Origin of the sequence: Desulfuromonas sp. CSMB_57 (genome assembly GCF_020194955.2) — a bacterium.
Classification (GTDB): domain Bacteria; phylum Desulfobacterota; class Desulfuromonadia; order Desulfuromonadales; family Syntrophotaleaceae; genus JAFCIY02.
On sequence record NZ_JAFCIY020000058.1, the window covers coordinates 1 to 25134 of the forward strand.

A 25134-nucleotide genomic window follows, 5' to 3' on the forward strand; every position below is an offset into this window, starting at 1 on the left:
ATGTTCACTCCATGGCTCACCAGCTGGGCGGCTTCTACAACCTGCCGCACGGCGTCTGCAACGCCATTCTGCTGCCGGCCGTTTGCGATTTCAACCTGATCGCCTGCCCGGAGCGTTTCGCCGACATCGCCAAGTTCATGGGCGTGCCGACCGAAGGCCTGAGCGTGACCGAAGCAGCCGCTGCCGGTATCGAAGCCATCCGTGAACTGTCCGCTTCCATCGGCATCCCCGCCGGCCTCAAAGACCTGAACGTCAAGGAAGAAGACTTCAAAGTCATGGCCGAAAACGCCAAGAAGGACGCCTGCCAGTTCACCAACCCGCGTACCGCTACGCTGGATCAGGTTATCGGCATCTTCAAGGCTGCCATGTAATTTGCTCCGACAGGGCAGCGAAGCAAAAGCTTCGAATAACGTTCTGTCCTGGACAAGTTGCAATAAGAAGAAATGGGACGGCCGGGTTTTACCCGGCCGTCCTTTTTTAACTGCCTCAGGGTGGCAGGGACCTTGGGCGATGCGTTGACTCCTGTGGAGCGCCTGTGTTTAAATGCCGAGTTATGTGTTATGACAAGATCGTAACTGCGTTCCTGGGCCTCGGATCCAACCTCGGTGACCGATTTGATGCCTTGCGCCAAGCGCGGAGCGCCCTGCAGGGCTTGACCGGGGTGCGGGTGACGGGCTCCTCAGCCCTCTACGAAACCGAACCCATCGGCGGCCCCCAAGAGCAGCCCTGCTACTATAATGCCGTGGTGCAGATCGCGACGGAGCTTGCGCCAGAACTTCTGCTGGAACGATGCCTTGGCGTGGAAGCAGCCCTGGGGCGGGAGCGGTTGGAACGATGGGGACCCCGCACCATCGATATCGATCTGCTGTTCTACGATTCCACAATCCGTCAGGGCAGGGATCTGGTCCTGCCCCATCCGCGCCTGCATCTGCGTTCCTTCGTCTTGACTCCACTGCATGATTTGGCCGCCGATTTCGTTCATCCGCTGCTGGGCAAAACGGTGCGCCAGCTGCTGCGGGATCTGCCGCCGGGCGCCGGTCTTAGAAGACTGGCCAGGGTATGGTGACCATGACCGGCCTGCTGCGTCTCATTCTGTTGTTCTGGGCGTGTTACTATCTTATACGCATCGTGACCCGATGGTTTGCCGCCGGTCGCGGCCCTGACGGACCGCGCCCGGAAAAAACCGTCCAGGGGGAGGACATGGTGCGGGATCCCCAATGTGGCGTCTTTTTGCCCCGCAGCCAGGCCCTGCGCCAGGTGGTGGACGGCGAATTGCACTACTTCTGTTCAGAACAGTGCCGCCGAGCCTTTCTCGATAAACCGTAACGCAACCTGCCAGAAGCCGGTAATTTCAACCTGTGCTGCCGGTTGCCCGCCAAGGAGAAGAAAGCATGAAATTTTTCATCGATACTGCCAATGTGGACGAGATTCGAGCTGCACATGACATGGGCCTGGTGGACGGCGTGACGACCAACCCTTCCCTGGTTGCGAAAACCGGTCGCAATTTCCATGAGGTGCTGACGGAAATCGCCGCTCTGGTAGACGGACCCATTTCCGCCGAGGTTGTCGCCCTCGACACGGAAGGCATGTTGGCGGAAGCCCGGGAACTGATCAAGCTTCACCCCAAGAATATCGTCATCAAGGTGCCTATGACTCCCGCCGGCCTCAAGGCCACCCGGCAACTGGCGGATGAGGGCATTCCGGTCAACATGACCCTGGCTTTTTCGCCCCTGCAGGCGCTGCTGGCGGCCAAGGCCGGGGCGGCTTACATTTCTCCCTTTGTCGGTCGCCTGGATGACGTTGGACACCTGGGCATGGAAGGTGTCGAGCAGATCCGGACCATTTTCGACAACTATGGATTCACCACGGAAATCATTGTCGCCTCGGTGCGCAGTCCGCTGCATGTTCTCAACGCCGCCCTCATCGGCGCCGATATCTGCACCATTCCCTACGGCGTGCTGCTGCAACTGGCTAAACATCCTCTGACCGATACGGGCATCGAGCGTTTTCTGGCCGATTGGCAGAAAAGCCAGGTGTGACGGACGGGGCTGCGGCCCGGCAACTCGGGAGCGTGAAGCATGAAAATTCATGAATACCAGGCCAAGCAGCTGCTGAGCCGCTTCGGCATTGCCGTGCCGCGCGGACTGGTCGCGAAATGTGCCGCAGAGGCTGTGCAGGCCGCGGACCAACTGGGGGGAGCCTGTCTTCTCAAGGCCCAGGTGTATGCCGGCGGGCGGGGCAAGGGAGGCGGCATTCGCCGCGCCGGAAGTCCGGCCGAAGCAGGGTCTATTGCTGCATCCATGTTGCACCAGCGGTTGGTGACGCCTCAGACCGGGCCGGAAGGCCTGTCCGTTTCCCGCCTGTTGGTGGAAGAGGCGCTGGAGGTCGAGGCCGAGTATTATCTGTCCCTGACTCTGGACCGGGAACGGGGCCGTTACGTTCTCATTGCCTGCGCCGTCGGCGGCGTCGACATCGAAGAGACCGCCCGTCGGGCCCCGGAGCAGATTTTGCGGATCGACATCGATCCGGCCCTGGGCCTCCAGCCGTTTCAGGCCCGCCACATCGCTCTTCATTTGGGGCTGGGGGGTAGTGCTCTGCAACCGAGCGCCGGCCTGCTGCTGAACCTATATCGCTGTTTTTGGGAACTGGACGGCAGCCTGGTCGAGATCAATCCCCTGGCAAAAACCCGGGATGGCCGGTTGCTGGCCCTGGACGCCAAATGCATCTTTGATGACAGCGCCCTGTTTCGTCATGCCGATTGGGCCGAGTTGACGGACCACAGTCAATATGATCCCCTGGAGGTGCGGGCCGCGCAATCGGATATCGCCTATATCAAGTTGGATGGTCGCATCGGCTGCCTGGTGAATGGTGCCGGTCTGGCCATGGCGACTTTGGACATGCTTACCGAATGCGGCGGCCGGCCGGCCAACTTCCTCGATGTAGGCGGCGGTGCCGACCACGCCAAGGTGGTGGAAGCGTTTCGCATTCTGCTTACCGATGCTGCGGTCGAAGGGATTTTCATCAATATTTTCGGCGGTATCATGCGCTGCGATCGGATTGCCGAAGGTCTTTTGGAAGCGGCCGGTGAAACCGGCTGCCGGCTGCCCATGGTGGTGCGCATGGCCGGTTCCCGGCAGGCGGAGGGCCGTCGCCTGCTGGAGGATTCCGGGCTCAAGGTGACTTGGGCGGACAACCTGGCGGATGCGGCGGCATGTATCGTCCGGCAGCTGTCTTGAGCAGGATCCGGTTACTGAGCCGTCTTGCAAGGGGGCGCCGCCGCGGGCGGCGGGTGAAGGGATATGGCGATACTTGTCGATAATAATTCGCGGATTGTGGTCCAGGGGCTGACCGGCAGCGCCGGTCGCCGCCATGCCCTGCTGTGCCGGGAATATGGCAGCCAGGTGGTGGCCGGGGTGACCCCCGGCAAGGGCGGCACACAGGTCGAGGGGATCCCGGTTTTCGACAGTGTCGAGCAGGCGGTCCGTCAGACCGGGGCCGATGTCGGATTGATTTTCGTTCCGCCGCCGGTGGCGGCCGACGCCATTCTCGAGGCGTGTGCTGCACAACTGGATCTGGCGGTCTGCATAACCGAAGGGATTCCGGTGCGGGACATGGTCCTGGTCAACCGGATGTTGCGGGAAAGCCGAACCCGGCTTATCGGCCCCAACTGTCCGGGTCTGATTACTCCCGGGGCCTGCAAGGTCGGCATCATGCCGGGAGAAATCCACCGGCCGGGCGCTATCGGGGTGGTCTCCCGCAGCGGCACCCTGACCTATGAAGCCGTTCAGCAGTTGAGCGATGCGGGCCTCGGCCAGTCGACCTGCGTCGGTATTGGCGGCGATCCCATCATCGGGACCTCATTTATCGATATCCTGCAGCTGTTCAACGAGGATCCGGCCACCGAGGGGGTGTTTCTCATCGGTGAAATCGGCGGCAGTGCCGAAGAGGAGGCGGCTGCCTGGATCGGGCGCCATATGCGCAAGCCGGTGGCGGCCTTCATTGCCGGCCGCACGGCGCCGCCGGGCAAGCGCATGGGGCATGCCGGTGCGGTAATCAGCGGCGCCAGCGGGCGGGCTGTGGACAAGATCACCGCTTTGCAGGCGGCCGGGGTCGAAGTCGCAACCGGTCCGGCGCGACTGGCCGAAGCCATGCAGCAGGCGTTGCGCCGCGGGGCCGGCAGTTGACTTTGATTGCACCCTGAAATTATCATGAATCTTCAGTGTTTTCGGATTTCCCGAAGATGTGAGGCACGATTTAAGGAAGAGACGAATAACCCTATGGCGATTCTGGCAATAAGACACTATCCGGATCCGGTATTACAGCAGCGTGCCGAGCCGGTGACGGAAGTCGACGACAGCATCAGGACTCTGGCGCGGGACATGGCGGAAACCATGTATGCGGCCCCCGGCGTCGGCCTGGCGGCGCCCCAAGTCGGCGTCGGCACGCGGTTGATCGTCCTGGACTGCGCTCCCAAGGGGAGCCCGGCGGAACTGATTGTGGCGGTCAATCCGGAAATCCTCGAAGGCCATGGCACCTCCTTCGAGGAGGAAGGCTGCCTGTCGGTGCCCGGGTATTACACCCGCATCCATCGCAGCGCCCAGGTCCGGGTGCGTTATACCGATCTGGCGGGACAGACCGTCGAACGGGAAGCTGATGGCTTGCTGGCCATCGCTTTTCAACATGAGATCGATCACCTGGAAGGGTTGTTGTTCGTCGACCACCTTTCGTCCCTGAAAAAGGGCATGTTCCGCAAGAAGTATCAAAAACTGCAGCAACAACAGGAGCAGCAGCTGTGATCGATGTCCGGACCCTGCGCACCGTGTTCATGGGTACCCCGGAATTCGCCCTGCCGACCCTGGAGGGCCTGCTCGCTGCGGGCGTTGACCTGTGTGCCGTCTATACCCAGCCGGATCGCCCCAGCGGCCGGGGCAAACAGTTGACGGCGCCGCCGGTCAAGGAACTGGCCCTGCGCCATGGCCTGCCGGTCATGCAACCGGTCAAGCTGCGGGAGCCCGAGGTGGTGGAGGAGTTGCGACGCCTCGCTCCGGATCTCATGGTGGTGGTGGCCTATGGGCAGATTCTGCCCAAGAGCATTCTCGACATACCCCGCCACGGCTGCATCAATGTGCACGCCTCCCTGCTGCCACGATACCGGGGCGCGGCCCCCATCAACCAGGCCATTGTCGATGGCGAACAGGTGACGGGGGTGACGACCATGCTCATGGACGTGGGTCTCGATACCGGCGACATGCTGGTGCGGCGCGCCACCGAGATCGGTTTCGAGGAAACCGCCGGCCAATTGCACGATCGGCTGGCCCTGCTCGGGCGGGAAGCCATGCTTGAGACCCTGCGGCGGCTGTGTGAAGGCACCCTGCGGGCTGAACCTCAGGACGATGCCGACAGCAGCTATGCGCCCATGATGAAGAAGGAGCAGGGCCGCATCGACTGGAATCGTGAGGCGTTGCACCTGCACAACCTGGTGCGCGGACTGGATCCCTGGCCGGGCGCTTATACCTTTTTGAACGGGCAGACGCTCAAAATCGCCGCCACTCTGCCGGAGGAGGGTACCGACGGTGAACCGGGAACCGTGCTGTCCGCCGGTCCCGAGGGGGTGCGTATCGCCTGCGGACAAGGCATTCTGCTGGTGCGGGAACTGCAGTTGGCCGGCAAGAAACGGCTCAAGGCCGCCGACTTCGTTCGCGGTACGGCCCTGCGGGCCGGCACCCGGCTGGAGGGCTGAAATGGTGCATTGTCCGGGAAAAACCGGTGTCGGCACCGGTAAAGGCCCCTTCTTGCTGTTGCTGGGCGTGGTCGGGACGCTCATTGCCTTGCTGGCCCTGCTGGTTTGGTGGGTGCCCAGTTTCGGTTTGGCCAACATCCACCCGGAACTGCCGCGTTGGTTTGGACTGGGAGTGCTGGTGGTGGCCGCGGTGCTCCTTGGCGGGCTGGGATTGTTGGCCCTCACTCTGCTCACCGGGCGGGATCTGTTTTTCTTCCCCCGACTGCGCGGCTTGGCATTCCGCTATCTGCTGCCGGCGATGATCGGCATCGGACGGCTGCTGGGAGCCGATCAGGAGGCTTTGCAGCGGGCCTTCATCGCTCTCAACAACCAGTTGGTGCGGGCCCGCAAACTGCGGGTGCCGGCGGACAAGGCCATGATTTTGCTGCCCCACTGCCTGCAGTGGTTCGACTGCGCCATCAAAGTTACCGGCGATATTGAAAAGTGCGCCCGCTGCGGCCGTTGCGACCTTTCCCAACTGGCGGATTTGGCCCGGCAGCGTGGGATCACCACGGCGGTCGCCACCGGCGGCACCCTGGCGCGCAAACTGTTGGTGGAGAAGCGACCCCGGCTGGTGCTGGCAGTGGCCTGTGAGCGGGATTTGGCGGCCGGCATTCGCGATGCCTGGCCCCTGCCCGTGATCGGAGTTTTCAATACCAGGCCGGAGGGCCCCTGCTTCAACACCCGCATCGACCTGACCCTGGTCGAGCAGGCGCTGGATGAATTCATTCTTCCCGTGGCCCCGGGCAACGGCGGTCACAACGAGGTGAAAAAACCATGAATACCTTGAGAACCGTGCTTCTGATGACCGTTCTGACCCTGTTGCTGGTTTTCGCCGGCGGTCTGGTCGGCGGTCAGAACGGCGCCCTGATGGCCCTGATCATGGCCGGCGTCATGAACCTGGGCTCCTACTGGTTTTCCGACAAAATCGTCATTGCCATGTACCGGGGCAAACCGGTCGAAAGCGGGCCTCTGTACGATGTGGTGGCGGAACTCTGCCAACGCAACAATCTGCCCATGCCGCGGGTCTACATCCTGCCCCAGAACACCCCCAATGCGTTTGCCACCGGGCGCAATCCCCGGCATGCCGCCGTGGCCGCCACGGAAGGCATTCTGCGCATCCTGACCCGGGAGGAATTGATGGGCGTCATGGCCCACGAGATGAGCCATGTGGGCAATCGCGACATCCTCATCGGCTCCATAGCCGCCACCCTGGCCGGGGCCATTGCCTTTCTGTCGCACATGGCGCGCTTTGCGGCCCTCTTCGGCGGACGCGGAAGTCGGGATGACCGCAATCCCCTGGGCTTGATTCTGGTCATGATTTTTGCTCCCTTGGCAGCCATGCTGGTGCAGATGGCCATATCCCGTTCGCGGGAATATGCGGCCGATCAGGGGGGCGCGCGGTTGTGCGGCAATCCCTTCTACCTGGCCAATGCCCTTCGCAAGCTGGAAATGGCCAACCAGCGCTTCCCCATGGAAAAGGTCAACGAAGCGACGGCCCACATGTTTATTGTCAGCCCCCTCGGCGGCAGCAATCTGCGCGCTCTGTTTTCCACCCATCCGCCGGTGGAGGAGCGTATTCGCCGCCTGGAAAGCATGACCCCGTACTGATGGTGATCGGGGAGAGCGGCAATTTTTGATCCGGCGGGGACAGGCGGTTGCCGTCCCCGTCTTTCACATGAAGGGATGGCTCCCTTCCGGACAGGGACAACGATGGTTTCCGCCGATGCACGCAGTATTGCCTACGACATTCTGATACGCGTGTCCGAGGGCGCTTTTGCCGATCTGGCACTGGACGGCGAACTGGAAAAACACCCGCAATTGGACTCCCGCGATCGGGGCCTGGCCACCGAACTGGTCTATGGCGTGCTGCGCCATCGGCGCCGGTTGGACTTTGTCCTGCAGTCCTTCTGCAGCAAGCCCCTGGATCGGGTCGATGCCGGGGTTTTGGAACTGCTGCGACTCGGCTGCTACCAGTTGTTGCTGCTGGATCGCATCCCGCAGCGGGCCGCAGTCTACGAAACGGTGGAGTTGGCGCGTCGCCGCCGCATGCAGCGGGCGACCGGCTTCATCAACGGCATCCTGCGGGCGGTGATTCGGGAAGGGCAGGGGCTGACCTGGCCCGATGCGGAAACCGAGCCATTGGCCTACCTGGAGACGGTGCTGTCGCTGCCGGACTGGTTGGCTCGGCGCTGGTTGGACGATCTCGGCCCCGAGCAGGCCCAGGCCCTGGCTACCGCCATGCTGGCACCGGCGCCGGTCTGCCTGCGCGCCAATACATTGCGCACCGACCGCGCCAGGTTGCAGAACGATCTGGCCCGCCAGGACTGTCTGTCCGAGCCGACCCGTTTTGCCGCCGAGGGTTTGCGCGTGCTGTCCGGCATGTCCCGCCATTTGCCCGGAACCAAGGAGGGATGGTGGCAGAAGCAGGATGAAGCCAGCATGCTCATCGCGCATCTGCTCAACCCCCAGCCGGGGGAGCGGATTCTCGACGCCTGCGCCGCGCCGGGAGGGAAAACCACTCACATGGCGGCACTGACCCATAACCGGGCTGGCATTCTGGCCATGGATCTGCATCCCCAACGCCTGAAACTGGTGGAACAGGGCGCCAAGCGTCTCGGCTGCCAGGGCATCGAAACCCGGGCCTGGGATCTGACCAGCCCGCCGACCTTTCTGGAGGCGGGCAGTTTCCATCGCATCCTGGTCGATGCCCCCTGCAGCGGCCTCGGCGTGCTGCGTCGCAATCCGGAGATCCGCTGGCGCCGCCGGCCGGAAGAACTGGCCCAACTGGCCCAACGGCAACTGGCCATCCTGCGCAATGTCGCCCCTCTGGTGCGGCCGGGCGGCCGCCTGCTCTACTCCCTGTGCACCTTCGGTCGCGAGGAAACGGACGATGTTTGCGACGCCTTTCTGGCCGCCTGCCCGGAATTCGAACGGGAGGATTTACGGCCCGGGCTGCCGGCCGGCTGGCGACCGTTGTTCGACGAGTCGGGCGCGCTGCGCACCTGGCCGCATCGGCATGACGGCATGGACGGATTTTTCGCTGCCGCCTTTCGTCGTCGCGGCTGAGGAACGTTTGCGGTACTCTTCAGCCGGCGTGGAGAAGGGCCTCGCGCTCCGCACTTCGAGGGCCGCATGAACCCATTCTTGGGCGCCCCGACACTCTTTACTGAACAGTTACTCTTTTGTGTTTCTATTCCGGAGCTGAAACCATGATTAAAATAGCCCCTTCCATTCTGTCCGCCGACTTTTCCCGCCTGGGCGAGGAAGTCCGCGCCATCGAGGCCGGCGGTGCCGACTATGTGCATATCGACGTCATGGACGGCCACTTCGTGCCCAACATCACCATCGGCCCCCTGGTGGTGGAGGCGGTGCGCCGCGTCACGCGTCTGCCCCTGGACGTGCACCTGATGATTGAGGGGCCGGACCGGTACATTCCCGATTTTGCCGCCGCCGGCGCCGACATCATTACGGTGCATTACGAAGCGGTGCCCCATCTGCACCGTACCGTGCAGCTGATTCGCAGCCTGGGTAAGAAAGCCGGGGTGTCCCTCAATCCCGCCACCCCGGTCCATTGTCTGGACGTGATCCTGGAAGATCTGGATCTGGTGTTGCTCATGACCGTCAATCCCGGCTTTGGCGGCCAGCAGTTCATTCCTTCCGGCCTTTCCAAGATCGAAGCCCTGCGGCGCGCCATCGACGGCCGCGGCCTGACTGTCGAACTGGAGGTGGATGGCGGGGTGAAGGGGGACAACATCGGCGCCATCGCCGCTGCCGGCGCCGAGGTGTTCGTGGCCGGCAGTGCCGTGTTCGGCAACCCCGATTATGCCGCCACCATCGCCGCCCTGCGGGCCGGGGCCGAGGCCCGGCGGTGAATCTGGACGTCGCCCAGGTGCGGTCGGCTCTGGCCGCCCATCCTGTCCGTCATCTGGAACGCGGGGTGTTGAAGCCGGCGGCGGTGTTGCTGCTCTACTACTCCAAAGACGGCGTCGATACCCTGCTCTTCACGCGGCGCAGCGACCATCTACCCCATCATGCCGGGGAGATTTCCTTTCCCGGCGGCCGAGCCGCGGACAGCGACCCCGATCTTTGTGGCACCGCGCTGCGGGAAACGGAAGAGGAAATGGGCATCCGCCCGCGGGACGTGACTGTTCTCGGCCGGTTGGATGACTTTATCTCCGTGTACGGTTATCATGTGGTACCCTACGTCGGGACCATTCCCTCGCCTTATCCGTTTCGCGTCGATCCCCATGAAATCGCCGAAGTAATCGAGGTGCCCCTGGCCCGGTTGTGCGATCCGCGCATCTATCATGTCGAAAGCTGGCGCCACCGCGGCCGTTTGATGCCGGTCTGTTTCTTCAATATCGACGGCCATCAGATCTGGGGCCTGACCGGTGCCATTCTGCGCCAGTTTCTGCAGCGGGTGGGCATGTTTCCGAGCGCCGCTTTTCAAGGAGATTCACCATGAAGGATGCGGTGCAGACTTTCCTGGAGCGATTGGCCGCAGGCGTCATTGTCGGCGACGGTGCCATGGGCACCCTGCTTTACAGCCGCGGCGTGCCTTCGGGAAGCTGCTTCGAAGCTCTCAATCTGCGCCAACCCGAGCTGGTTGCCGGGGTCCATCGCGATTATCGGGCCGCCGGCGCCCAGTTGCTGGAAACCAATACCTACGGGGCCAATGCCCTGCGACTGGCCGCCGTCGGCCTGGAGAATCAGGTGCGGCAGGTGAATCTGGCCGGTGCGGCCCTGGCGCGCCGCAGCGCCGGTCGCGAGGCCCTGGTAGCCGGTGCCGTCGGTCCGCTGCTGTTGCCCCGCGGGCAGGAATCGGGCCCGACGCCAGAGGAGCAACGCAGCCTGTTTCGCGAGCAGATGAACGCCTTGGGCGAGGGCGGGGTCGATGTTCTGCTCCTGGAGACCTTCGCCTCCCTCGATGAACTGCTGCTGGCGGTCACCGTGGCGAAGGAAACCGGCTTGCCGGTCATCGCCCAGATGGCCTTTTTCGAGCAGGGGCGCACCCGCGACGGGATTGCCGCCGGCGATGCGGCCCGGCGCCTGGCGGCGGCCGGGGCGACCATGGTCGGCGCCAATTGCGGCTCCGGGCCGCGCGAATTGCTGGCCGTGCTGCAGGCCATGGCCGTCGTCACCGAATTGCCCCTGTCCGGTTTTGCCAACAGCGGCTTTCCCGAATATGTCGATGGCCGCTATCTCTACTTGGCGACCCCCGAATATTTCGCGGCCCGCGGTCGCGAAATGGTTGCGGCCGGTGCGGCATTGGTGGGCGGTTGCTGCGGCACCACCCCGGCGCATATCGCCGCCCTGGCCGCCGAATTGCGTCATCTGCAGCCGCCGCCGCGGATTGCGGTGTCGGGTCCCCCGTTGGCGACCGTCGAGCTTGTGCCGCCGCCGGCAACCCGCAGCGGATTTCTGGCCCCATGGGGTACGCGGCCGGTGGTCACTGTCGAACTCGATCCGCCCCGGGGCCTGGATTGCACCAAGGTCCTGGCCGGGGCCCGGCGCCTGGCCGCTGCCGGCGTCGATGCCATCAGTCTGGCGGAAAATCCTCTGGCGCGCATCCGCATGGGGAATATTGCCCTGGCCCGGCTGATCCAGGAACAGGCAGGTATCGAGACCATCATTCACGTTACCGGCCGCGATCGCAATCTCATCGGCCTGCATTCCGAGCTCATGGGGGCCCATCTGCTCGGCATCCGCAACGTGCTGGCGGTGACCGGCGATCCCGTCTCCGTGGGCGGCGAGGCGGGTGCCACCAGCGTCTTCGATGTCAACTCCATCGGCCTGCTGGAAATGCTTTCGGCCCTCAACGCCGGGCGCACCCTGCTCGGCACCGATATGGGGCTAGCGGCAGGTTTTGTGGCCGGCGCGGCCTTCAATCCCAATGTTGCCGACATGAGCGGCCAGGTGCGCCGGTTGGAAAAAAAGGTCGCCGCCGGCGCCCGTTTCGTCCAGACCCAGCCGGTGTATGATATAGCGGTGGCACAGGAGATGCTGGAGCGTCTGGCGTTCCTGGAAGTTCCGGTGCTGGTCGGGATTCTACCCCTGGTGAGCGAGCGCAATGCCGAATTTCTGCATAATGAGGTGCCGGGCATCCGGCTGCCCGAGAGCGTGCGGCAGCGCATGCGCGGCACCAGCGGGGAACATGGGGTGGCCGAGGGGATGGCCATTGCGTGGGAGTTGGTCGAAGGATTGGTCGGCAGGGCAGGCGGATTTTATCTCATGCCGCCCTTCGGCAAGGTGGAACTGGCGGTGAAAGTGATGGACTTCATTCGGGCCGCATCCTGAGATGCGGGGGCTTTCGGCCCCCATCAAAGCGCTTTGGATGCGTTCATTCCTCCAGCATGCGCTCCAGGCTGCCGCGCTGCTCCAAGGTGAAGAGGTTGTCGCAACCGCCGACCAGAGCGTCGTCGATGAAAATTTCCGGAACCGTCGTCCGGCCGGAACGTTGGCGCATTTCCAGCTCCAGGTCCGGGTTGTCGGTCACGTCGTATTCGATGAAGCGGACTCCTTTGCGGTGCAGCAACTCCTTGGCACGGCGGCAGTAGGAACAATAGCTTTTGGTGTAGATCTCGACCTTTTTCATGACGATCCTTGGCACCTTGGTGGAAATCGGACGGAGGGGAATACCATGAAGCAAATATACCTGATTCTGCTGCTTTTGCTATCGGCCTGCGCCACGCCCCTGCAGCCGCGGGAAGAGTTCCAGGACGCCCGCCAGGAATTCGTGTTGCGGCTGGTGTGGAAGGATTATCCCAGTGCCGCGTTCTTTGTCAACGAGGAATTACGAGAGGATTTTCTGAGCAAATTCGATCAGGGCAGTGAGCTGCGCATCATCGAGATGCGGCCCGAAAAGGCCGAGTTCCAGGGCGAGAACAACAGCCGGGTAATGACCTGGTCCTCTCTGGACTACTATCGTCTGCCGTCAACCCGGATCAAGACCTTTCGCCTGCGCCAGGATTGGGAGCTGACTGCGCAGGGCTGGAAGATTGTCACGCCATTTCCCGACCTGCCCTGACCATCACCGGGGCTGCTGCTGCAAGACCCTTGGGATTCTGCAGCGGTCAGAAAGAACAAAGGGAAAGTGGTCCTGCCAATTTCGGTATCGTCATGCACCGGGCGCCTCAGACCGACAACCTGGTTTCCATCTGCCGAAGGAACCTGGTGTGGGCGCGCCGGACAGCTCGGAAGCGCTTCAGGAGCCGCACTCCCTCCTCCGTAAGGCAGGTGCTTCCGCCCCCGCCTTTACCCCCCGAAGTCCTTTTCACCAAGGGTTTATTGGACAACTTGTTCAGATTGTCAATGATATGCCATACCTTCGGGTAGCTCATGCCGATTTCCTTGGCGGTGCGAGAAATGGAACCATGAATGGCCACCTGTTCCAGGACATGAAAGTTTTCCATGTCGATGGGTCTGGCGTTCTTCAAATGCAGAAAAAGTTTTCCTGAAATGTCGAATTGTTGGTTTTTCACGAGCTTGTCTCTTGGTTTGAGCCGGGAAGCAGGTCCAGGGAAAAATGTCTCCGAAGCCGTCGGGCCACGGGGACATGTGTTCAGATCCAATGGATTTCAAAAGGCTTGCGCTGGTTGGGGTTGTTTCGATGCTCGGAGGATACCGCCGGGTGCCCGAGAATCACCGGAGCGACCAGCTGGTAGTGCCGCGGCACGCCCAGCTCGCTTTTTACCTGGGGGTCGGCGAAGATGTTGTGGCCAAAGCCGATCCAGCAGCAACCCAGGCCCTGGTCCTCCGCCAGCAGGTGAAGGTTGTAGGCGACCATGCTGCAGTCGTAGACATGCCAGTAGGAGTGCGTGTCGCCGTAGACGATAATCAGGGCCGGCGCATTGTAGAAGATGTTGTAATCCGGATCCTTCAAAAAGGTTTCGTATTGCCGTATGTGAGGTGCCGCGTCCAGATCCGCCAGCCAGGCGGCCTTGGCAACATCGGAATAGTGCTGCAGGCGATTGCGATCGGTGATGACGACAAAACGCCAGGGCTGGTTGTTGGAGCCGCTGGGAACCCAGACGGCCGCATGGATAAGATCCTGCAATTGCTGCCGGGAAAGGGTCTGGTCGGAAAAATTCCGGCAGGTGATGCGCCGCTTGATCAGGTTGGTAAAGGTGTTCATTGCACGTCTCCTTGTTGGGATATGGAAAAATTCGGACCGAGCATGTCTGTCAGTGCGGACAGCAGCCGATCCACGTCCTCCCGGGTGTTGAACAGGCCGGGGCTGACCCGGATGGTTCCGGACGGCAGGGTGCCGATGGTACCGTGGGCGGCCGGCGCGCAATGCAGGCCGGTGCGGACACAGATGCCGTACTGTTCGTCGAGGAGAAAGCCGGTTTCGGCCGGGTCCCGGCCCGCCATGGTGAAGGACACCACGCCGCCATGTTCGGTGGCGGTACCCGGCCCGTAAATCCGGATTCCGGGGAGTTGGCGCAGCCCGTACAGCAGTGCTTCCAGCAAGCGGGTTTTATGTTCCCGCACCTGCCGGATGCCGATCCGTTGCACATACTCGATACCCGCCAGCAGACCTGCCAGGGCCGGAGCATTGAGGGTGCCGCTTTCCAATCGCTCCGGCAGCGCTTCCGGCATTTCCTCGGACATGGAATCCCCGCCGGTGCCGCCGAAAATCAGCGGGGTCGGTTGCAGATCCTCACGCAGGTAGAGAAATCCCGTCCCCGGGGGCCCCAACAGGCACTTGTGGCCGGGGGCCGCCAGCACATCGATGGCCATGCTCTGAACGTCGATGGGCAGCAGGCCGGCGCTCTGGGCGGCATCCACCATGAACAGGATGCCGTGCCGGCGGCACCACGGGCCGATTTCCTCGATGGGTTGAACCGTGCCCGTGACGTTGGAACAATGGCATAGCACCACCATGCGTGCCGCTTGCCCGCCGGCCATGGCCGCGGCCTTCACATCGTCCGGTTGCAGGCGGCCAAATCGGTCGGCGGGAACCTCAGTGACCTGGATGCCCCGGGCCCGCAAGGCATGCAGGGGGCGAGATACGGCATTGTGTTCCATACTGGAGGTCACGACCCGATCCCCCGGCTGCAGCAGGCCAAACAGGGCCAGATTGATGGCTTCGGTGGCATTGGACGTGAACACTACCCGCAATTCGTCGGCGATGTTGAACAACTCCGCCACCGCTTCACGGGTCCGATAGACCAGCCTGCCGGCTTCCAGGACCAGACCGTAGCTGCCGCGACCGGGATTGACGCCGTACCGGCGCAAGGTCCGATCGGCGGCCTGATAGACCTCTTCCGGCTTGGGAAAGGAGGTTGCGGCATTATCCAGATACAGGATCATGGTATTCTCCCTCGGCGCTGGGTGTGACCGGCTGGTACCCCGAGGCGGATTTGCGGTACATGGCCCGCGGCGTCAATTGCAGGCGGTTCAACTCCCGGATCATGGTTGAAAGCTGCGCGGCGGGACAGCGCAGGGCCATGGAGCAGCCCGCCGCCACTTCCCGCGGTGCGGGAATCAGGCGGCAATCCAGGGCCGCCTTGCGCAGCAGACGTTCCGCCTTCATGGCCACCGCAGGTGCCTTGAACAGGGCGATGATGTCGTTTTCCGGAATCATTTCCACGTGGGTGACCTTTGGTTGCGTAACGGTATGGCTAGGCGCCAAAGGGGCAGACGCGTTGCAGATTGTTCAGTGCCGCCGTGCCGGCAATCGTGTTGCCGAAAAACGCCAGGGGCTTGGAAGCAGCCTCAAACCGGGCCAGCAGATTGTCCAGGCTGCCATTGACGATGGTCGAGCCGGTGGCCAGCCCGACGTCGCACCAGTCGATGAGGCGTTGGCGAATTAGCAGCACCAATGACCGAATCGGGAAAGATGCATTTAGCAGCATTATGATTGGTCGCATTCCATTTGCTCCTTGTGTTCGAGAAAAGGGCCGCCGGGGCGGAAGTTGTGAAGACGTATCCGCATCCGGTCGCCGCGCCGCTCGATGAGGTTGAGGCAGCCGAGTTCCTGAGGGATGCCGAAAATCTCTTCCATGGGCAGGTCCCACAGCCGTGCCAGCAGGATCCGATTGACCCCGGCATGGGCCACCACCAGTACCCGCCCCTGGTGTTGCCGGAGGATGTCGAGCAATTCCGGCTGGACGCGGTCCCGCAAATCGTCGAAGCTTTCTCCGCCCGGCGGGCGAAAGCCGCCGGGATCGAGGCCGCGCTGCCGGAATGCTTCAGGATGACGTTGCCGGATGCTTGCCATGGACCGGCCTTCCCATTCGCCCAGATGGATTTCACGCAAGGCCGGCCGGGTGCGGATGTCGTTTCTGTCCGGTCCGACAATGATTTGGGCGGTCTGTTGGCAGCGCAGCAGGTCGCTGCAGTAACAGGCGGAAAAAGAACGACCGGCCAGCCTTTCCCGCCAGGTCAGGGCCTGCCTTCGTCCCGCGGCATTGAGGGGCAGGTCGGTTTGCCCCCAGTAGCGTCGCACCCCGTCCGAGCGGGCATCGCCGTGCCGAAACAGATAGAGCAGGCAGCGGTCCTTGTCAGGAGGTCTGTTCATGGTCGGTCAGGATCTCCGCGAGCGGCTGCCCGAGGGCCTTTTCCACCCGATGGCGGATGGCTCGGGCACAGGCCAGGCGCCGCTCAAAGCTGTTGCTCGCCCTCGTCTTCGAGGCCGTCAGGGCCTGTTTCTCGGCAAAGCGCTGCTCAATGCCGACCAGGCGATTGCCCGCCACCAACTTGTCCGCCAGGAAGACCAACTCGTCGGCGCTGAATTCCGTGGTCTGCGGCGGATCCAGATCCATGTGCCGGCCGACCACCGCGGCGACGTCGGGAAAGCCCAGGTTGCGCAGGGCTTTTTCTCCGGCCCGGGCGTGATTGCGGGACCGGCGGGCACAGTCATGCAGCAGGGCGGCGGCCAGGACCAGGTCCCGGTTGACCATGAATCCCACGGCGGTCAGGGCATCCGCCAGTTGTACGGCCACCCGCGCCACGGCCAGGCAGTGGGCAACGATTTCCGCCGGCAGGGCGAATTCATGGTGCAGCAGGTGTCGGCATTCCCTTTCCGTCGGGAGCATCCGGTTTTCCCAGCGTCGGCACAGCCGCTGATAATCCTCCGGCGTATCCATGTCGAGCAGCATCTGTTCGTCCGGCAGCTCCAGCAACAAGGTGTCCCCGGTAAAGGAACGCAGCAGCTGCTTCAGCCCGCCTTCACCGTGATAGTCCAGGATCGCCGAGCGATAGCGGGTCGAAATCAGAGGCGGATGGCCGTAAATCCCGTTGAAGGCAGGCTGAATGATGCCGGGTTGGCCGGTCAGCCAGGCGTGCAGCAAGGTCTGCACTGTCTGACTGCGCACCAGGGGCACGTCCACCGGCTGCAGGAAGAAGGCCCGCACCTCGTCGCCCAGGTTTCGCACTCCAGCCTGCACCGAAGTGAACATGCCCTGGCGGAAGAGCGAATTGGGAATGTGTGTCACTCCCAGTTGCCGCAGCAGGGGTTCCAGTCGCTCGCCGTGATGGCCGCTCACCACCGCTACCTGTCGGATGCCGTTGCCGTGGAACAGGGCCACGGCATGTTCGAGGGCGGTTTTTTCCCCTACGGACAACAGGGGTTTGAAGTCGCCCATGCGAGAGGAATGACCGGCGGCCAGAATGATGGCGGCGAAACCCTCAGTCATGACCCAGATTGATGGCGCGGACGCGGATCAGCTCGCCGACGATGCTGACGGCGATTTCTTCCGGGGTATCGGCAAGAATATCCGTGCCGATGGGGGAATGGACCTGTCCAAGAGCTTCCGGGCTGAAGCCTTCCGCCTGCAGGCGCTGGTAGAGCTTGTCCCGTTTGCCGCGGCTGCCGATCATGCCGATGTACCCGGCCCTGGTCGTCAGGGCCTGTCGGAGCAGGGATTCATCGTGACGATGGCCGCGGCTGACGATGACCAGATAGCTGTTGCCGTCGATGTCGAGATCGGCCAGACAGTTGTCAAAGGATTCCACCACGCGGACTTCGGTCGCCTGGGGAAAACGCTCGCGATTGGCGAACTCCGGTCGGTCATCCAGAACGACGGTATTGAACCCGACGCCGGTTGCCAGCGCGGCGGTCGGTCGGGACACATGCCCGGCACCGAATAGAAATACGGTGGCGGGCGTGTGGCAGGGTTCCACCAGCAAGGTGTATTGGTCCAGTTTCACCAGGCCGGGCTGCCGGGCATCCTTGAAGCGCTTCAACAGATCGGCCCGCCATGCATTCGGCAGTTCGGCGGAGCCAACGGTGTCGGCGTCGGCCTGAATCAGACAGCGCTGTTGCCCCCGGGCGGTATCGGGCGACTTGATGGTGGTCACCAGCAGGCAATCCCGGCCCGTTTCCAGGGCCTTCCGCCAACGTCGAAAAATTTCGAGGTTGACGGTGCCCGGCGCGACATGGTCGATCAATACCTTGACCTGTCCGCCGCAGATCATGTCCATGGTGGCGCCACACATGTCGAAAAGGAACACTTCGGGACGGCCGGTGGCCAGAACCTCTTTGGCCCTTTGCAGCGCCTGGGCTTCGACCAGTCCGCCGCCAATGGTGCCGAAGAACTCGCCATTTTCCCGGATGACCATTTTCGCCCCCGAGGTGCGCGGCGCCGATCCGCTGTGCGTGACAATGGTAGCCACGGCCAGCGGTTCTCCGGCTTCGAGATGTTGGCAGAGGTCACGAATCAACTGCTTCATCAGGATAAATCTCCTTTAGTTGGATTGAACGGATCGTTTGACCGTGGCCGAAACGGGCAGGGGGGCGCCGGCCAGCTGCGGCGGCAGCACCTGCAGGCATTTTTGGTCCAGGGCCGCGCGTACCGCCGGTATCTCGGGCAGCAGGCGCTCCACCGCCCACAGCGTCGAGGGTTCCCGACCCGGTGCCGCTTCCAGGATCAATTGCAGGGTGCAGGTGTTATCCTGACGCGTCAGGCTGGCGGTATAGTTCCGCAGCCCCGGTACCGGCAGCAGGATTTCGTCCAAGTCAGGCATCTGCAGGCTGAGACCTTTGTCCAGTTCCCGTCTGGCTGCCAGGCGGCCGTGAATTTTCGCCAATCGCGGCAGGAAACTGCCGCAGGGGCAGATTTCCGGGTGCCAATAGGATAAGTCGCCGGTGCGATAGCGAATCAGGGGCATGCCGCGCCGATCCAGGGTAGTGAAGACCACCTCGCCCAACTGTCCGGGGGGCAAGGGGCGGCTCGAATCAGGGTCGATCACCTCGAAAAAGAAATCCGCCTCCCGCAGATGGTAGCCGTCCAGGGCCAGGCATTCTACGCCGCCGCTGAGGGCGAATTCGGTCATGCCGTAATGGTTGAATGCCGGGCAATCCCAGCGCTTGCGGATTTCGGCCACCAGGGGCTTGGGCACATAGTCGGAGGTCAGAAAAACGCTCTTGATCCGACCCCGGGGAACAAACTGCGCCAAGGGATGGCGCAACACCGCGAGAACCTGCCAGGGGATGCCGACTACGCAATCGAAGGGTTCGCGGGCCAGGACATCGGCCCAGCGACCGGCATCCAGCACCAATCCGGCAATCCGGCTTTCCACCCCCATGGCGGCCAAGGCTCTGGCCAGCAGATCGCCGGCGCTGTCAGGCAGTTCGCCAGGCAGCAGAATCAGCACCCGGTAACCCGGTTGCAGTACCTGGGACATGCCGCAACGAAAAAATTCCTGGGTTCGGGCCAGGTCCTCGGCGGTAAACCAGAGCCGCTTGGGGGAACCGGTAGTGCCCGAGCTCTCCAGAGTTACCACCCGCTCAATGGCGGATTGGGACGTGGCCAGCATCTGCATGCCTTGGGAACGCAGTTCCTCGGGGGTGGTAAAGGGCAGCTTTGCCAACTCCGACAGGTCGGAAAGGGGTTCTCTGCACCATGGCTGCAGTCGCTCACGGTAAAAGGGGCTCTGGTCGGCAGCCAGGGCCAGGGTGCGGTTGAGCTGCCGAAGCTGGTAGTTACGCAGACGCTCCAGATTCAACTGCTTTGGCGTTACCTTCAAACGCCTGGCCAGCCAGGGTTGTACGGGGGTACAGAGCATGTTATTTCCCACGGTACAGCGGCGCACCGCTGGCGGAAGTGAGATTGTAAAGACAGAATGGGACCAGGCGTCCCTGCGGCGTCACCACATGGATGCAGCAGTTGCGGGTTCGTTCCAGGTCGATATTCCAGCAGTCCTGGAAGGCCATGGCCGAGACGGCAAAGGTATGGGTTCTGACCCGCTCCAGGAAATCATCCAGGCTGTTGCCGGCACAGCCGCAGCCGGACGCAGCCGGAGGGCGCGGCAAGGCGGCGGAACTCGGCGCCGCCCATTGGCGGGTAAGAAACGCCGTCGACAAGCGGGCTCCTTCCTCTGCCGGTTTGGGTTTGCTGCAGCAGACGGAATCGGGCTTGGTCAAAGGTTTCAGGGAGCCGTCGTCCTGAACGAGAAAATTGCCGTGACAGGAACAGTGACTGTGTTCGCAGCCGGGCGGGGCAAAATGTTCCAAGCGCATCAGGCCGGAAGTTTGTTCTTCGATGGCACGCAACAAGTGCGGCAGGGTAAGGCGGTGCTCATCGCCGGGGGCTTGGGGAAACCGGCCAAAATAGCTGATGGGCTGGAAATGCACGCCGCGCACATGGGGTGCATGGGCCAGACCCAGCCGCAGGAGATTGCCGATATCGTCGTCATTGATCCCGGGCACCAGGGTCGGCACCAGGACGATGCCCAGGCCTGCCGCGGCGCAGTTTTCCACGGCGCGAAGTTTTTCCGCCAGCAGTTCCCGGCCGCGCAGCCGGCGATATATCTCGTCACGGGTACCGTCGAATTGCAAATAAACCCAGGTCAGGCCGGCTTCCCGCAGGGCTTGGGCGTACTGACCTTCCGCCGCCAGCCGCAGCCCGTTGCTGTTGAGTTGGATGGAGGAAAACCCGCATTCGCGGGCCAGGCGGATGATGTCCGGCAGGTCGTCGCGCACCGTCGGTTCGCCGCCGGAGAGTTGCAGGACGATGTTTTCTCCGCAGGCCTCGCGCGCCAGGCGCAACAGATGGCCCAGGCTGTCCAGGGAGGGATCGGACTCCTCTTCAGTGGCGCTGTCGGCGAAGCAGACCGGACAGCGCAGGTTGCAGCGGGAGGTCACTTCGATGAGGGCCGAACAGGAATGCTGGCCGTGCTCCGGGCAGAGGCCGCAATCAAAGGGACAGCCGCGCTCGCTCTCTCCGAAACAGACCGGCGGTCGGGAAGGGAGCTTGGGGCGGTTCCACCCGGCCAGATCGGGAGGTCCCTGCCAGAGCAAGGCCCGGAACTCACCGTGCTCCGGACATTCCTTGACCATTTCGACCTTTTCTCCGGTGACTACCCGACGGGCGGGCAGACGTTGCAGGCAGACGGGGCACAGGCTGGCCGTGTCCCTCGGCAATGGGGGATGCGAATCAGCCATGCGCGACCTCCGACAAAGACAGATTGTTGCGTAGCAGGAGTTCCCTTACCTTGCTAAAGACGGATGCCACGATCTGGCCGCAGCGCAATTGCTGATTGTCGCCGTCGCCGACGATGGTTTCGCAGTCGGTGCCGCCATATTGGGAGCCGACCGTATCGCAGAACCACTCGACCAACTCCTGGCGCATGGAAAGGTATTCCTCGTGGGCTTCTTCTTCATCGCTGCCTTTGGCGGCATAGAAGGCGAGCAGGCAGCAGCCTCCGGTCAGGGCGCCACAGGTCCCTTGCCCGAAGCCGGCACCATGGGACAGCCCGGCCATGGCCCGGATGAGATCGGGATTCTCGCGCCCACAGTAGTGCAGACCCAGAGCCAGCAGAATCTGGGCGCAGGAATATCCCTTAAAAGACAGATCCATCATCAGCAACAGATCGTCGTCGAAACTCTTGTCATTCAGCATTGCATTGCCTTTCTTGATGCTTTATCGGGATATCGCATCACTCAAACGGAGCTTTTCGCCATCCCGGCAAGGGACTTTTTCCGCGATCAGCAGGCAATAACCCGGGCGCATGATTTTCACTGCGGTCATCATCTCCCGTGCCGCCCCGTCCGGCAGGAACTGACGCCAAAAGGCCGCGAGGGAGCCATGCTGGAAAATCAGTCGACCTGCCAGTTCCGCCAGTAAAAGGGAATGATCCTCCCAAAGCCGCACCCGCCAACCGACGTCCTGCAGACGCTGAAGTAAAGTGGTTTTGCCTACCGCCCCGGACAGGCAGCTTTGGCCGGGCGGGGCGTCCGATGCAGGTTCGGCACGCCGGTAGATGTCGCTGAGAATCATCAGTCCGCCAGGCCTGAGAACACGGTAAAACTCCTTCAGGGCTTGGGATGCATCAGGGACCAGGGACAGTACGCATTCGCAGAGCAGACCGTCCAGGGAGACATCGCCAAACGGCAGGGACTCCGCGCGGCCGCGCAACACGGGCAGGCCGGGGTGGGCCTTTCGGGCTTCCTCCACCAATTTGCGTGAGGGATCGATGCCGGTTGCCTGCAGCCCGTGGTGCCTTCGCAGCCAGGCGACGCTGGCACCCGTGCCGCAGCCGACATCCAGAATGCGCGCGCCGGCCTGCCACCGCACTTTGTCCAGGGCGTGGTTTAAAAGGGAAAGACCTCCCGGTCGCAGGACCGTACCGGTGGCTTGACGCAAAGCCTGGGTTTCGTAAAGCGGGGGGGCCGTCAGGGGACAGCCCCCCCCGGTTGCAGGATTACTTGTCTTCAAGGATGCCCTCGACCTCGGCCATTTTCCCCGTGGCCAGTGCTTCATTGATAAACACCAGTCCACATTCCGGGCAAGCCGGCAAATTGACGTGGAAGCTGCCGTTCAGGTAATAAAACTCCACTTCACGCATCACCAGCGGTTTGCCGCAGGCATCACAGGTCCATTGCTGGGCTTCTTCAAGGGTTATCATCATTTCACTCCGGTAATGTTCATGCGATGACTGTAGGCATTGAAGACCTGGAAACCGTCTTCATGCGGAGCATATTCGACCCAGAAGGTGATTTTGCCGATGGTGTGGCTGGCCAGGCATCGGCCGTTGTCTTTGTTGACCAAGCGCCGCCCTTGGGTTTCGGACTGGGAGATAACCTGGCGGATGTCGTCCAGCAGGATACGGCGCCGGTCGACAGTGCATTGCACTTCCTCGTCGAGATGCAGAATCATTTTCTTATTTGCCTCCTGCTCGCAGGGTTTTTCGTCCCACAGTTGGCGTCCGAGGGTTTCCTTGACCCGACTGCGGTTTTCGCGACGTTCGGACCAGGACAGCCATCCGCGTTGCCAGGGGTCCCGGTTGTCGTTCTCACCGAACAGGAGTTCGATGAGATGGGCCACCGGCTTGCCGGCGGCCGCGACCTGATCGCGGCACAGGGCACAGTAGGCCAGATAGTCGTGGTTGCTGGCTGCAGCCCGACAGCGCAGGGTTTCATCGGTTAAATCCGGATTGGCGTTGAACACCAGCCCGCCGTAGCCGCAACATTCGGTCATGCCCCGACTGTGGTCCAGTTCCTCGATGGTCAGGCCCCGTTCGGTAATGGCCCGACGCACCCTGTCCTGGGTTTTTTCATCATGGCGGGCGGTGCAGGGATCGACGATCGCCACCGTTTTGGCGGGTAGTGTTGCCTTTGGCAGCGCCTTTTTGACGTTCGGTGTTTCGAGAATCTGCCAGAGAGACAAAAGCGGAATTTCCGGGAGGAACTCCTTGAAAATCTTCTGACAGGAACTGCAGGCGGTGATGATCTGGGGACAGCCCATCTCCTTCCACTGTTGGCGCATCTCGCCGATGATCTCGCCAAACAACTCTTTGCGCCCGCCCCAGTAGGCCGGCGCGCCGCAGCAGCCCAGCATCAGGCCGACCCCGCCATCAAGATTATTCCGCAGGAAATGATAGGATTCCATCACTTCCGCGGGGCTGGTGGAACAGAGTTGGCAACTGGGGAAATAGAGGTAGGCACTCTCCTGGAAGCCGGGAGCGTGCCGGCAGAGGCTGAACGCCTCGCTGCGACTGAATTCCAGATCCTGCAGGGCGAATTCATGGGCCGAGGGCGGCATGAACTCTTCTTCCACCATGGTATGGCGGGAACCCAGGCACACCTCACCCATGAACAGGTCGTTGGGACAGACGACCTGACACTGACCGCACAGGGTGCAGGAGTTGACGAATTTGTTCTTGGTGTGCGCGGCGCCGTGCATGACCAACTCGTTGTTGAAAATCTGGCGCACGTAAACCTTTGGATATTTCTTATAGGTTTTCAGATACAAACAGTGCTTGGTGCATTCCAGGCATTCACACTGAATACAGCGGCCCGCTTCGGCCCGCACGGCGGCTTCGGTAAGTGGTTCCGCCAATTCCCGGAAGTTGGGTGCGATGCCCGCAAGGTTGGTGTACAGAAGGGTTTCGTAGGGGCCTTCCTTGTCCCGATTGTAATCGATGACCGCGTTCTGCAGGAAGCGTTCGATGGACAGCGCCCCCTTGCGTCCGGCATAGGCTTCCATGAGAGGGGAATAAGCCCGGCCCGGATCGGGTTCCCCGCCGGCAAAAACGCCCTCCATGGAGGTTGCGCCGGTGACGGCGTTGTTGACCATGTGCCCGTCGGGGTTCCGTTCCAGGGGCAGAACCAAGTTGGCGCCGGCCTGGACATCGACAAAAACGGCGTCAAAGTTTTCGACCAGGCTCGTAAAGAAGGCCGTATCGCAGGCGGTGTCAAGTTGGATCTCGGCTCGCAATGCGTCCAGGATCGCCAGTTCGGCATCGATCACGGCCGCAGGCAGAAGCTTTTCCGGAAAGCCGCGCAGAGCTCCGCCCAGTTGTTGAGCCTGTTCAAAAATGGTGACCCGGAATCCTTTGTTGAGCAGGTCGAGGGCCGCGGTCAGGCCGGCCATGCCGGAACCAAGCACGGCAACTTGCTTGTTTTTTCGTGGCAGCGGTTTGACCGGGTCCGGGCCGCCGTAGTGTTCCACGCAATAGCGTTCCAGGGCACCGATAGCCAGCGCCTCGCCAACTTCTCCGCGTCGACAGGCCGCTTCGCAGGGGTGTTCACAGATGCGACCCAGAATGCCGGGAAAGGGCAGTTTTTTTTTCAAGGTCTGATAGGCGGCCTTCAGATCCCCGGCGGCCATTTGTGCCATGAACTGGCGGATGTCAATATGCAGTGGACAGCTGGTGCTGCAGGCGGGCGGCTCCTCCTGTATGCACTTTGCCTCCCAGGCGACGCGTTGATCCTTTTCCATCGAATTCCTCTTTCTTCGCGGCTTGATTCGGGTGAATTAACTGTCTGGGATTAAATAATATGCGACCAAATCAAAAGATGCTGGAGAGCCGCCAGAACAGCGACTCTCCAGCATCACAATCTCCGGTTCAGGCAAGTTACGGCGATACCCGGAAAAGATCGCCGATTTCACCGGAGAGTTTAC

General features: G+C 62.3%; 29 protein-coding genes and 1 pseudogene. 15 read left to right on the forward strand and 15 right to left on the reverse strand.

Annotated features, from left to right (window positions below):
• The 14 genes and pseudogenes from JQN68_RS13540 to JQN68_RS13605 form a co-directional block, all read left to right on the forward strand.
• Positions 1-371: pseudogene (locus tag JQN68_RS13540) on the forward strand (L-threonine dehydrogenase); the annotation flags it as partial.
• A 182-nt stretch (positions 372-553) separates the two neighbouring features.
• The gene (gene folK / locus JQN68_RS13545; RefSeq protein ID WP_225073850.1) at positions 554-1066 is read left to right on the forward strand and encodes a 2-amino-4-hydroxy-6-hydroxymethyldihydropteridine diphosphokinase; all 513 of its coding nucleotides are present in this window, start codon (positions 554-556) and stop codon (positions 1064-1066) included.
• 2 nt (positions 1067-1068) lie between these two features.
• The gene (locus JQN68_RS13550; protein WP_249621248.1) at positions 1069-1326 is read left to right on the forward strand and encodes a hypothetical protein; all 258 of its coding nucleotides are present in this window, start codon (positions 1069-1071) and stop codon (positions 1324-1326) included.
• Between the two features lie 65 nt (positions 1327-1391).
• Positions 1392-2039 carry a fructose-6-phosphate aldolase gene (fsa, locus tag JQN68_RS13555; protein WP_225073848.1) on the forward strand — a complete coding sequence of 216 codons (648 nt, stop codon included), beginning with the start codon at positions 1392-1394 and terminating at the stop codon, positions 2037-2039.
• Positions 2040-2078: 39 nt separating this feature from the next.
• The gene (sucC, locus tag JQN68_RS13560) at positions 2079-3236 is read left to right on the forward strand and encodes an ADP-forming succinate--CoA ligase subunit beta (protein ID WP_225073849.1); all 1158 of its coding nucleotides are present in this window, start codon (positions 2079-2081) and stop codon (positions 3234-3236) included.
• Between the two features lie 63 nt (positions 3237-3299).
• On the forward strand, positions 3300-4184 hold the full coding sequence (sucD, locus tag JQN68_RS13565; RefSeq protein ID WP_249621249.1) for a succinate--CoA ligase subunit alpha: 885 nt from the start codon (positions 3300-3302) through the stop codon (positions 4182-4184).
• Between the two features lie 93 nt (positions 4185-4277).
• Complete coding sequence (gene def / locus JQN68_RS13570) at positions 4278-4796, forward strand: peptide deformylase (protein ID WP_225073208.1); 519 nt, start codon at positions 4278-4280, stop codon at positions 4794-4796.
• 29 nt (positions 4797-4825) lie between these two features.
• On the forward strand, positions 4826-5740 hold the full coding sequence (gene fmt, locus JQN68_RS13575) for a methionyl-tRNA formyltransferase (RefSeq protein WP_225073239.1): 915 nt from the start codon (positions 4826-4828) through the stop codon (positions 5738-5740).
• 1 nt (position 5741) lies between these two features.
• The gene (locus JQN68_RS13580) at positions 5742-6560 is read left to right on the forward strand and encodes a DUF116 domain-containing protein (protein ID WP_225073209.1); all 819 of its coding nucleotides are present in this window, start codon (positions 5742-5744) and stop codon (positions 6558-6560) included.
• Positions 6557-7390, forward strand: a complete 834-nt coding sequence (gene htpX, locus JQN68_RS13585) for a zinc metalloprotease HtpX (RefSeq protein WP_225073210.1) — start codon at positions 6557-6559, stop codon at positions 7388-7390. Before JQN68_RS13580 ends, htpX begins: the two co-directional genes overlap by 4 nt.
• Positions 7391-7492: 102 nt before the next feature.
• On the forward strand, positions 7493-8848 hold the full coding sequence (rsmB, locus tag JQN68_RS13590) for a 16S rRNA (cytosine(967)-C(5))-methyltransferase RsmB (protein ID WP_225073211.1): 1356 nt from the start codon (positions 7493-7495) through the stop codon (positions 8846-8848).
• 143 nt (positions 8849-8991) lie between these two features.
• Positions 8992-9654 carry a ribulose-phosphate 3-epimerase gene (gene rpe / locus JQN68_RS13595; protein WP_225073212.1) on the forward strand — a complete coding sequence of 221 codons (663 nt, stop codon included), beginning with the start codon at positions 8992-8994 and terminating at the stop codon, positions 9652-9654.
• A complete protein-coding gene (locus JQN68_RS13600; RefSeq protein ID WP_225073213.1) occupies positions 9651-10247 on the forward strand; it encodes an NUDIX hydrolase in 597 nt (198 codons plus the stop codon). Before rpe ends, JQN68_RS13600 begins: the two co-directional genes overlap by 4 nt.
• Positions 10244-12079, forward strand: a complete 1836-nt coding sequence (locus tag JQN68_RS13605) for a bifunctional homocysteine S-methyltransferase/methylenetetrahydrofolate reductase (protein ID WP_225073214.1) — start codon at positions 10244-10246, stop codon at positions 12077-12079. The genes JQN68_RS13600 and JQN68_RS13605 overlap by 4 nt, the downstream gene beginning before the upstream one ends.
• Positions 12080-12122: 43 nt before the next feature.
• On the opposite strand, the gene grxC is transcribed toward JQN68_RS13605, so the two are convergent.
• Positions 12123-12377 (reverse strand): glutaredoxin 3, encoded by a 255-nt coding sequence (grxC, locus tag JQN68_RS13610; RefSeq protein WP_225073215.1) that lies wholly within the window; start codon positions 12375-12377, stop codon positions 12123-12125.
• A gap of 45 nt (positions 12378-12422) precedes the next feature.
• Between grxC and JQN68_RS13615 the strand changes: the two genes are divergently transcribed.
• On the forward strand, positions 12423-12809 hold the full coding sequence (locus JQN68_RS13615; RefSeq protein WP_225073216.1) for a hypothetical protein: 387 nt from the start codon (positions 12423-12425) through the stop codon (positions 12807-12809).
• Between the two features lie 106 nt (positions 12810-12915).
• On the opposite strand, the gene JQN68_RS13620 is transcribed toward JQN68_RS13615, so the two are convergent.
• The 14 genes from JQN68_RS13620 to JQN68_RS13685 form a co-directional block, all read right to left on the reverse strand.
• Positions 12916-13263, reverse strand: a complete 348-nt coding sequence (locus JQN68_RS13620; RefSeq protein WP_225073217.1) for a winged helix-turn-helix domain-containing protein — start codon at positions 13261-13263, stop codon at positions 12916-12918.
• A gap of 80 nt (positions 13264-13343) precedes the next feature.
• On the reverse strand, positions 13344-13916 hold the full coding sequence (locus JQN68_RS13625; protein ID WP_225073218.1) for a nitroreductase family protein: 573 nt from the start codon (positions 13914-13916) through the stop codon (positions 13344-13346).
• The gene (locus JQN68_RS13630) at positions 13913-15097 is read right to left on the reverse strand and encodes an aminotransferase class V-fold PLP-dependent enzyme (protein ID WP_225073219.1); all 1185 of its coding nucleotides are present in this window, start codon (positions 15095-15097) and stop codon (positions 13913-13915) included. Before JQN68_RS13630 ends, JQN68_RS13625 begins: the two co-directional genes overlap by 4 nt.
• Positions 15078-15371: a putative Se/S carrier protein gene (locus JQN68_RS13635; RefSeq protein ID WP_225073240.1), complete on the reverse strand. Its 294-nt coding sequence runs from the start codon at positions 15369-15371 to the stop codon at positions 15078-15080. Before JQN68_RS13635 ends, JQN68_RS13630 begins: the two co-directional genes overlap by 20 nt.
• Positions 15372-15408: 37 nt before the next feature.
• Entirely contained in the window at positions 15409-15657 is a 249-nt protein-coding gene (locus tag JQN68_RS13640; RefSeq protein ID WP_225073220.1) for a Rossmann-like domain-containing protein, read from the reverse strand.
• A complete protein-coding gene (locus JQN68_RS13645) occupies positions 15642-16307 on the reverse strand; it encodes a histidine phosphatase family protein (RefSeq protein ID WP_225073221.1) in 666 nt (221 codons plus the stop codon). Before JQN68_RS13645 ends, JQN68_RS13640 begins: the two co-directional genes overlap by 16 nt.
• On the reverse strand, positions 16291-17424 hold the full coding sequence (locus JQN68_RS13650) for a DVU_1551 family NTP transferase (protein ID WP_225073222.1): 1134 nt from the start codon (positions 17422-17424) through the stop codon (positions 16291-16293). The genes JQN68_RS13645 and JQN68_RS13650 overlap by 17 nt, the downstream gene beginning before the upstream one ends.
• Positions 17417-18460, reverse strand: a complete 1044-nt coding sequence (locus JQN68_RS13655) for an XdhC family aldehyde oxidoreductase maturation factor (RefSeq protein WP_225073223.1) — start codon at positions 18458-18460, stop codon at positions 17417-17419. The genes JQN68_RS13650 and JQN68_RS13655 overlap by 8 nt, the downstream gene beginning before the upstream one ends.
• Before the next feature lie 15 nt (positions 18461-18475).
• Complete coding sequence (locus tag JQN68_RS13660) at positions 18476-19795, reverse strand: DVU_1553 family AMP-dependent CoA ligase (RefSeq protein ID WP_225073224.1); 1320 nt, start codon at positions 19793-19795, stop codon at positions 18476-18478.
• A gap of 1 nt (position 19796) precedes the next feature.
• Positions 19797-21173, reverse strand: coding sequence for a radical SAM (seleno)protein TrsS (trsS, locus tag JQN68_RS13665; RefSeq protein WP_225073225.1), 1377 nt, complete (start codon positions 21171-21173; stop codon positions 19797-19799).
• Positions 21166-21630 carry a DVU_1555 family C-GCAxxG-C-C protein gene (locus JQN68_RS13670; protein ID WP_225073226.1) on the reverse strand — a complete coding sequence of 155 codons (465 nt, stop codon included), beginning with the start codon at positions 21628-21630 and terminating at the stop codon, positions 21166-21168. Before JQN68_RS13670 ends, trsS begins: the two co-directional genes overlap by 8 nt.
• Positions 21631-21651: 21 nt before the next feature.
• Positions 21652-22446: a DVU_1556 family methyltransferase gene (trsM, locus tag JQN68_RS13675; RefSeq protein WP_225073227.1), complete on the reverse strand. Its 795-nt coding sequence runs from the start codon at positions 22444-22446 to the stop codon at positions 21652-21654.
• A complete protein-coding gene (locus tag JQN68_RS13680) occupies positions 22433-22639 on the reverse strand; it encodes a DVU_1557 family redox protein (RefSeq protein ID WP_225073228.1) in 207 nt (68 codons plus the stop codon). The genes trsM and JQN68_RS13680 overlap by 14 nt, the downstream gene beginning before the upstream one ends.
• On the reverse strand, positions 22636-24951 hold the full coding sequence (locus tag JQN68_RS13685) for a pyridine nucleotide-disulfide oxidoreductase/dicluster-binding protein (protein WP_225073229.1): 2316 nt from the start codon (positions 24949-24951) through the stop codon (positions 22636-22638). Before JQN68_RS13685 ends, JQN68_RS13680 begins: the two co-directional genes overlap by 4 nt.
• Positions 24952-25134 lie beyond the last annotated feature (183 nt).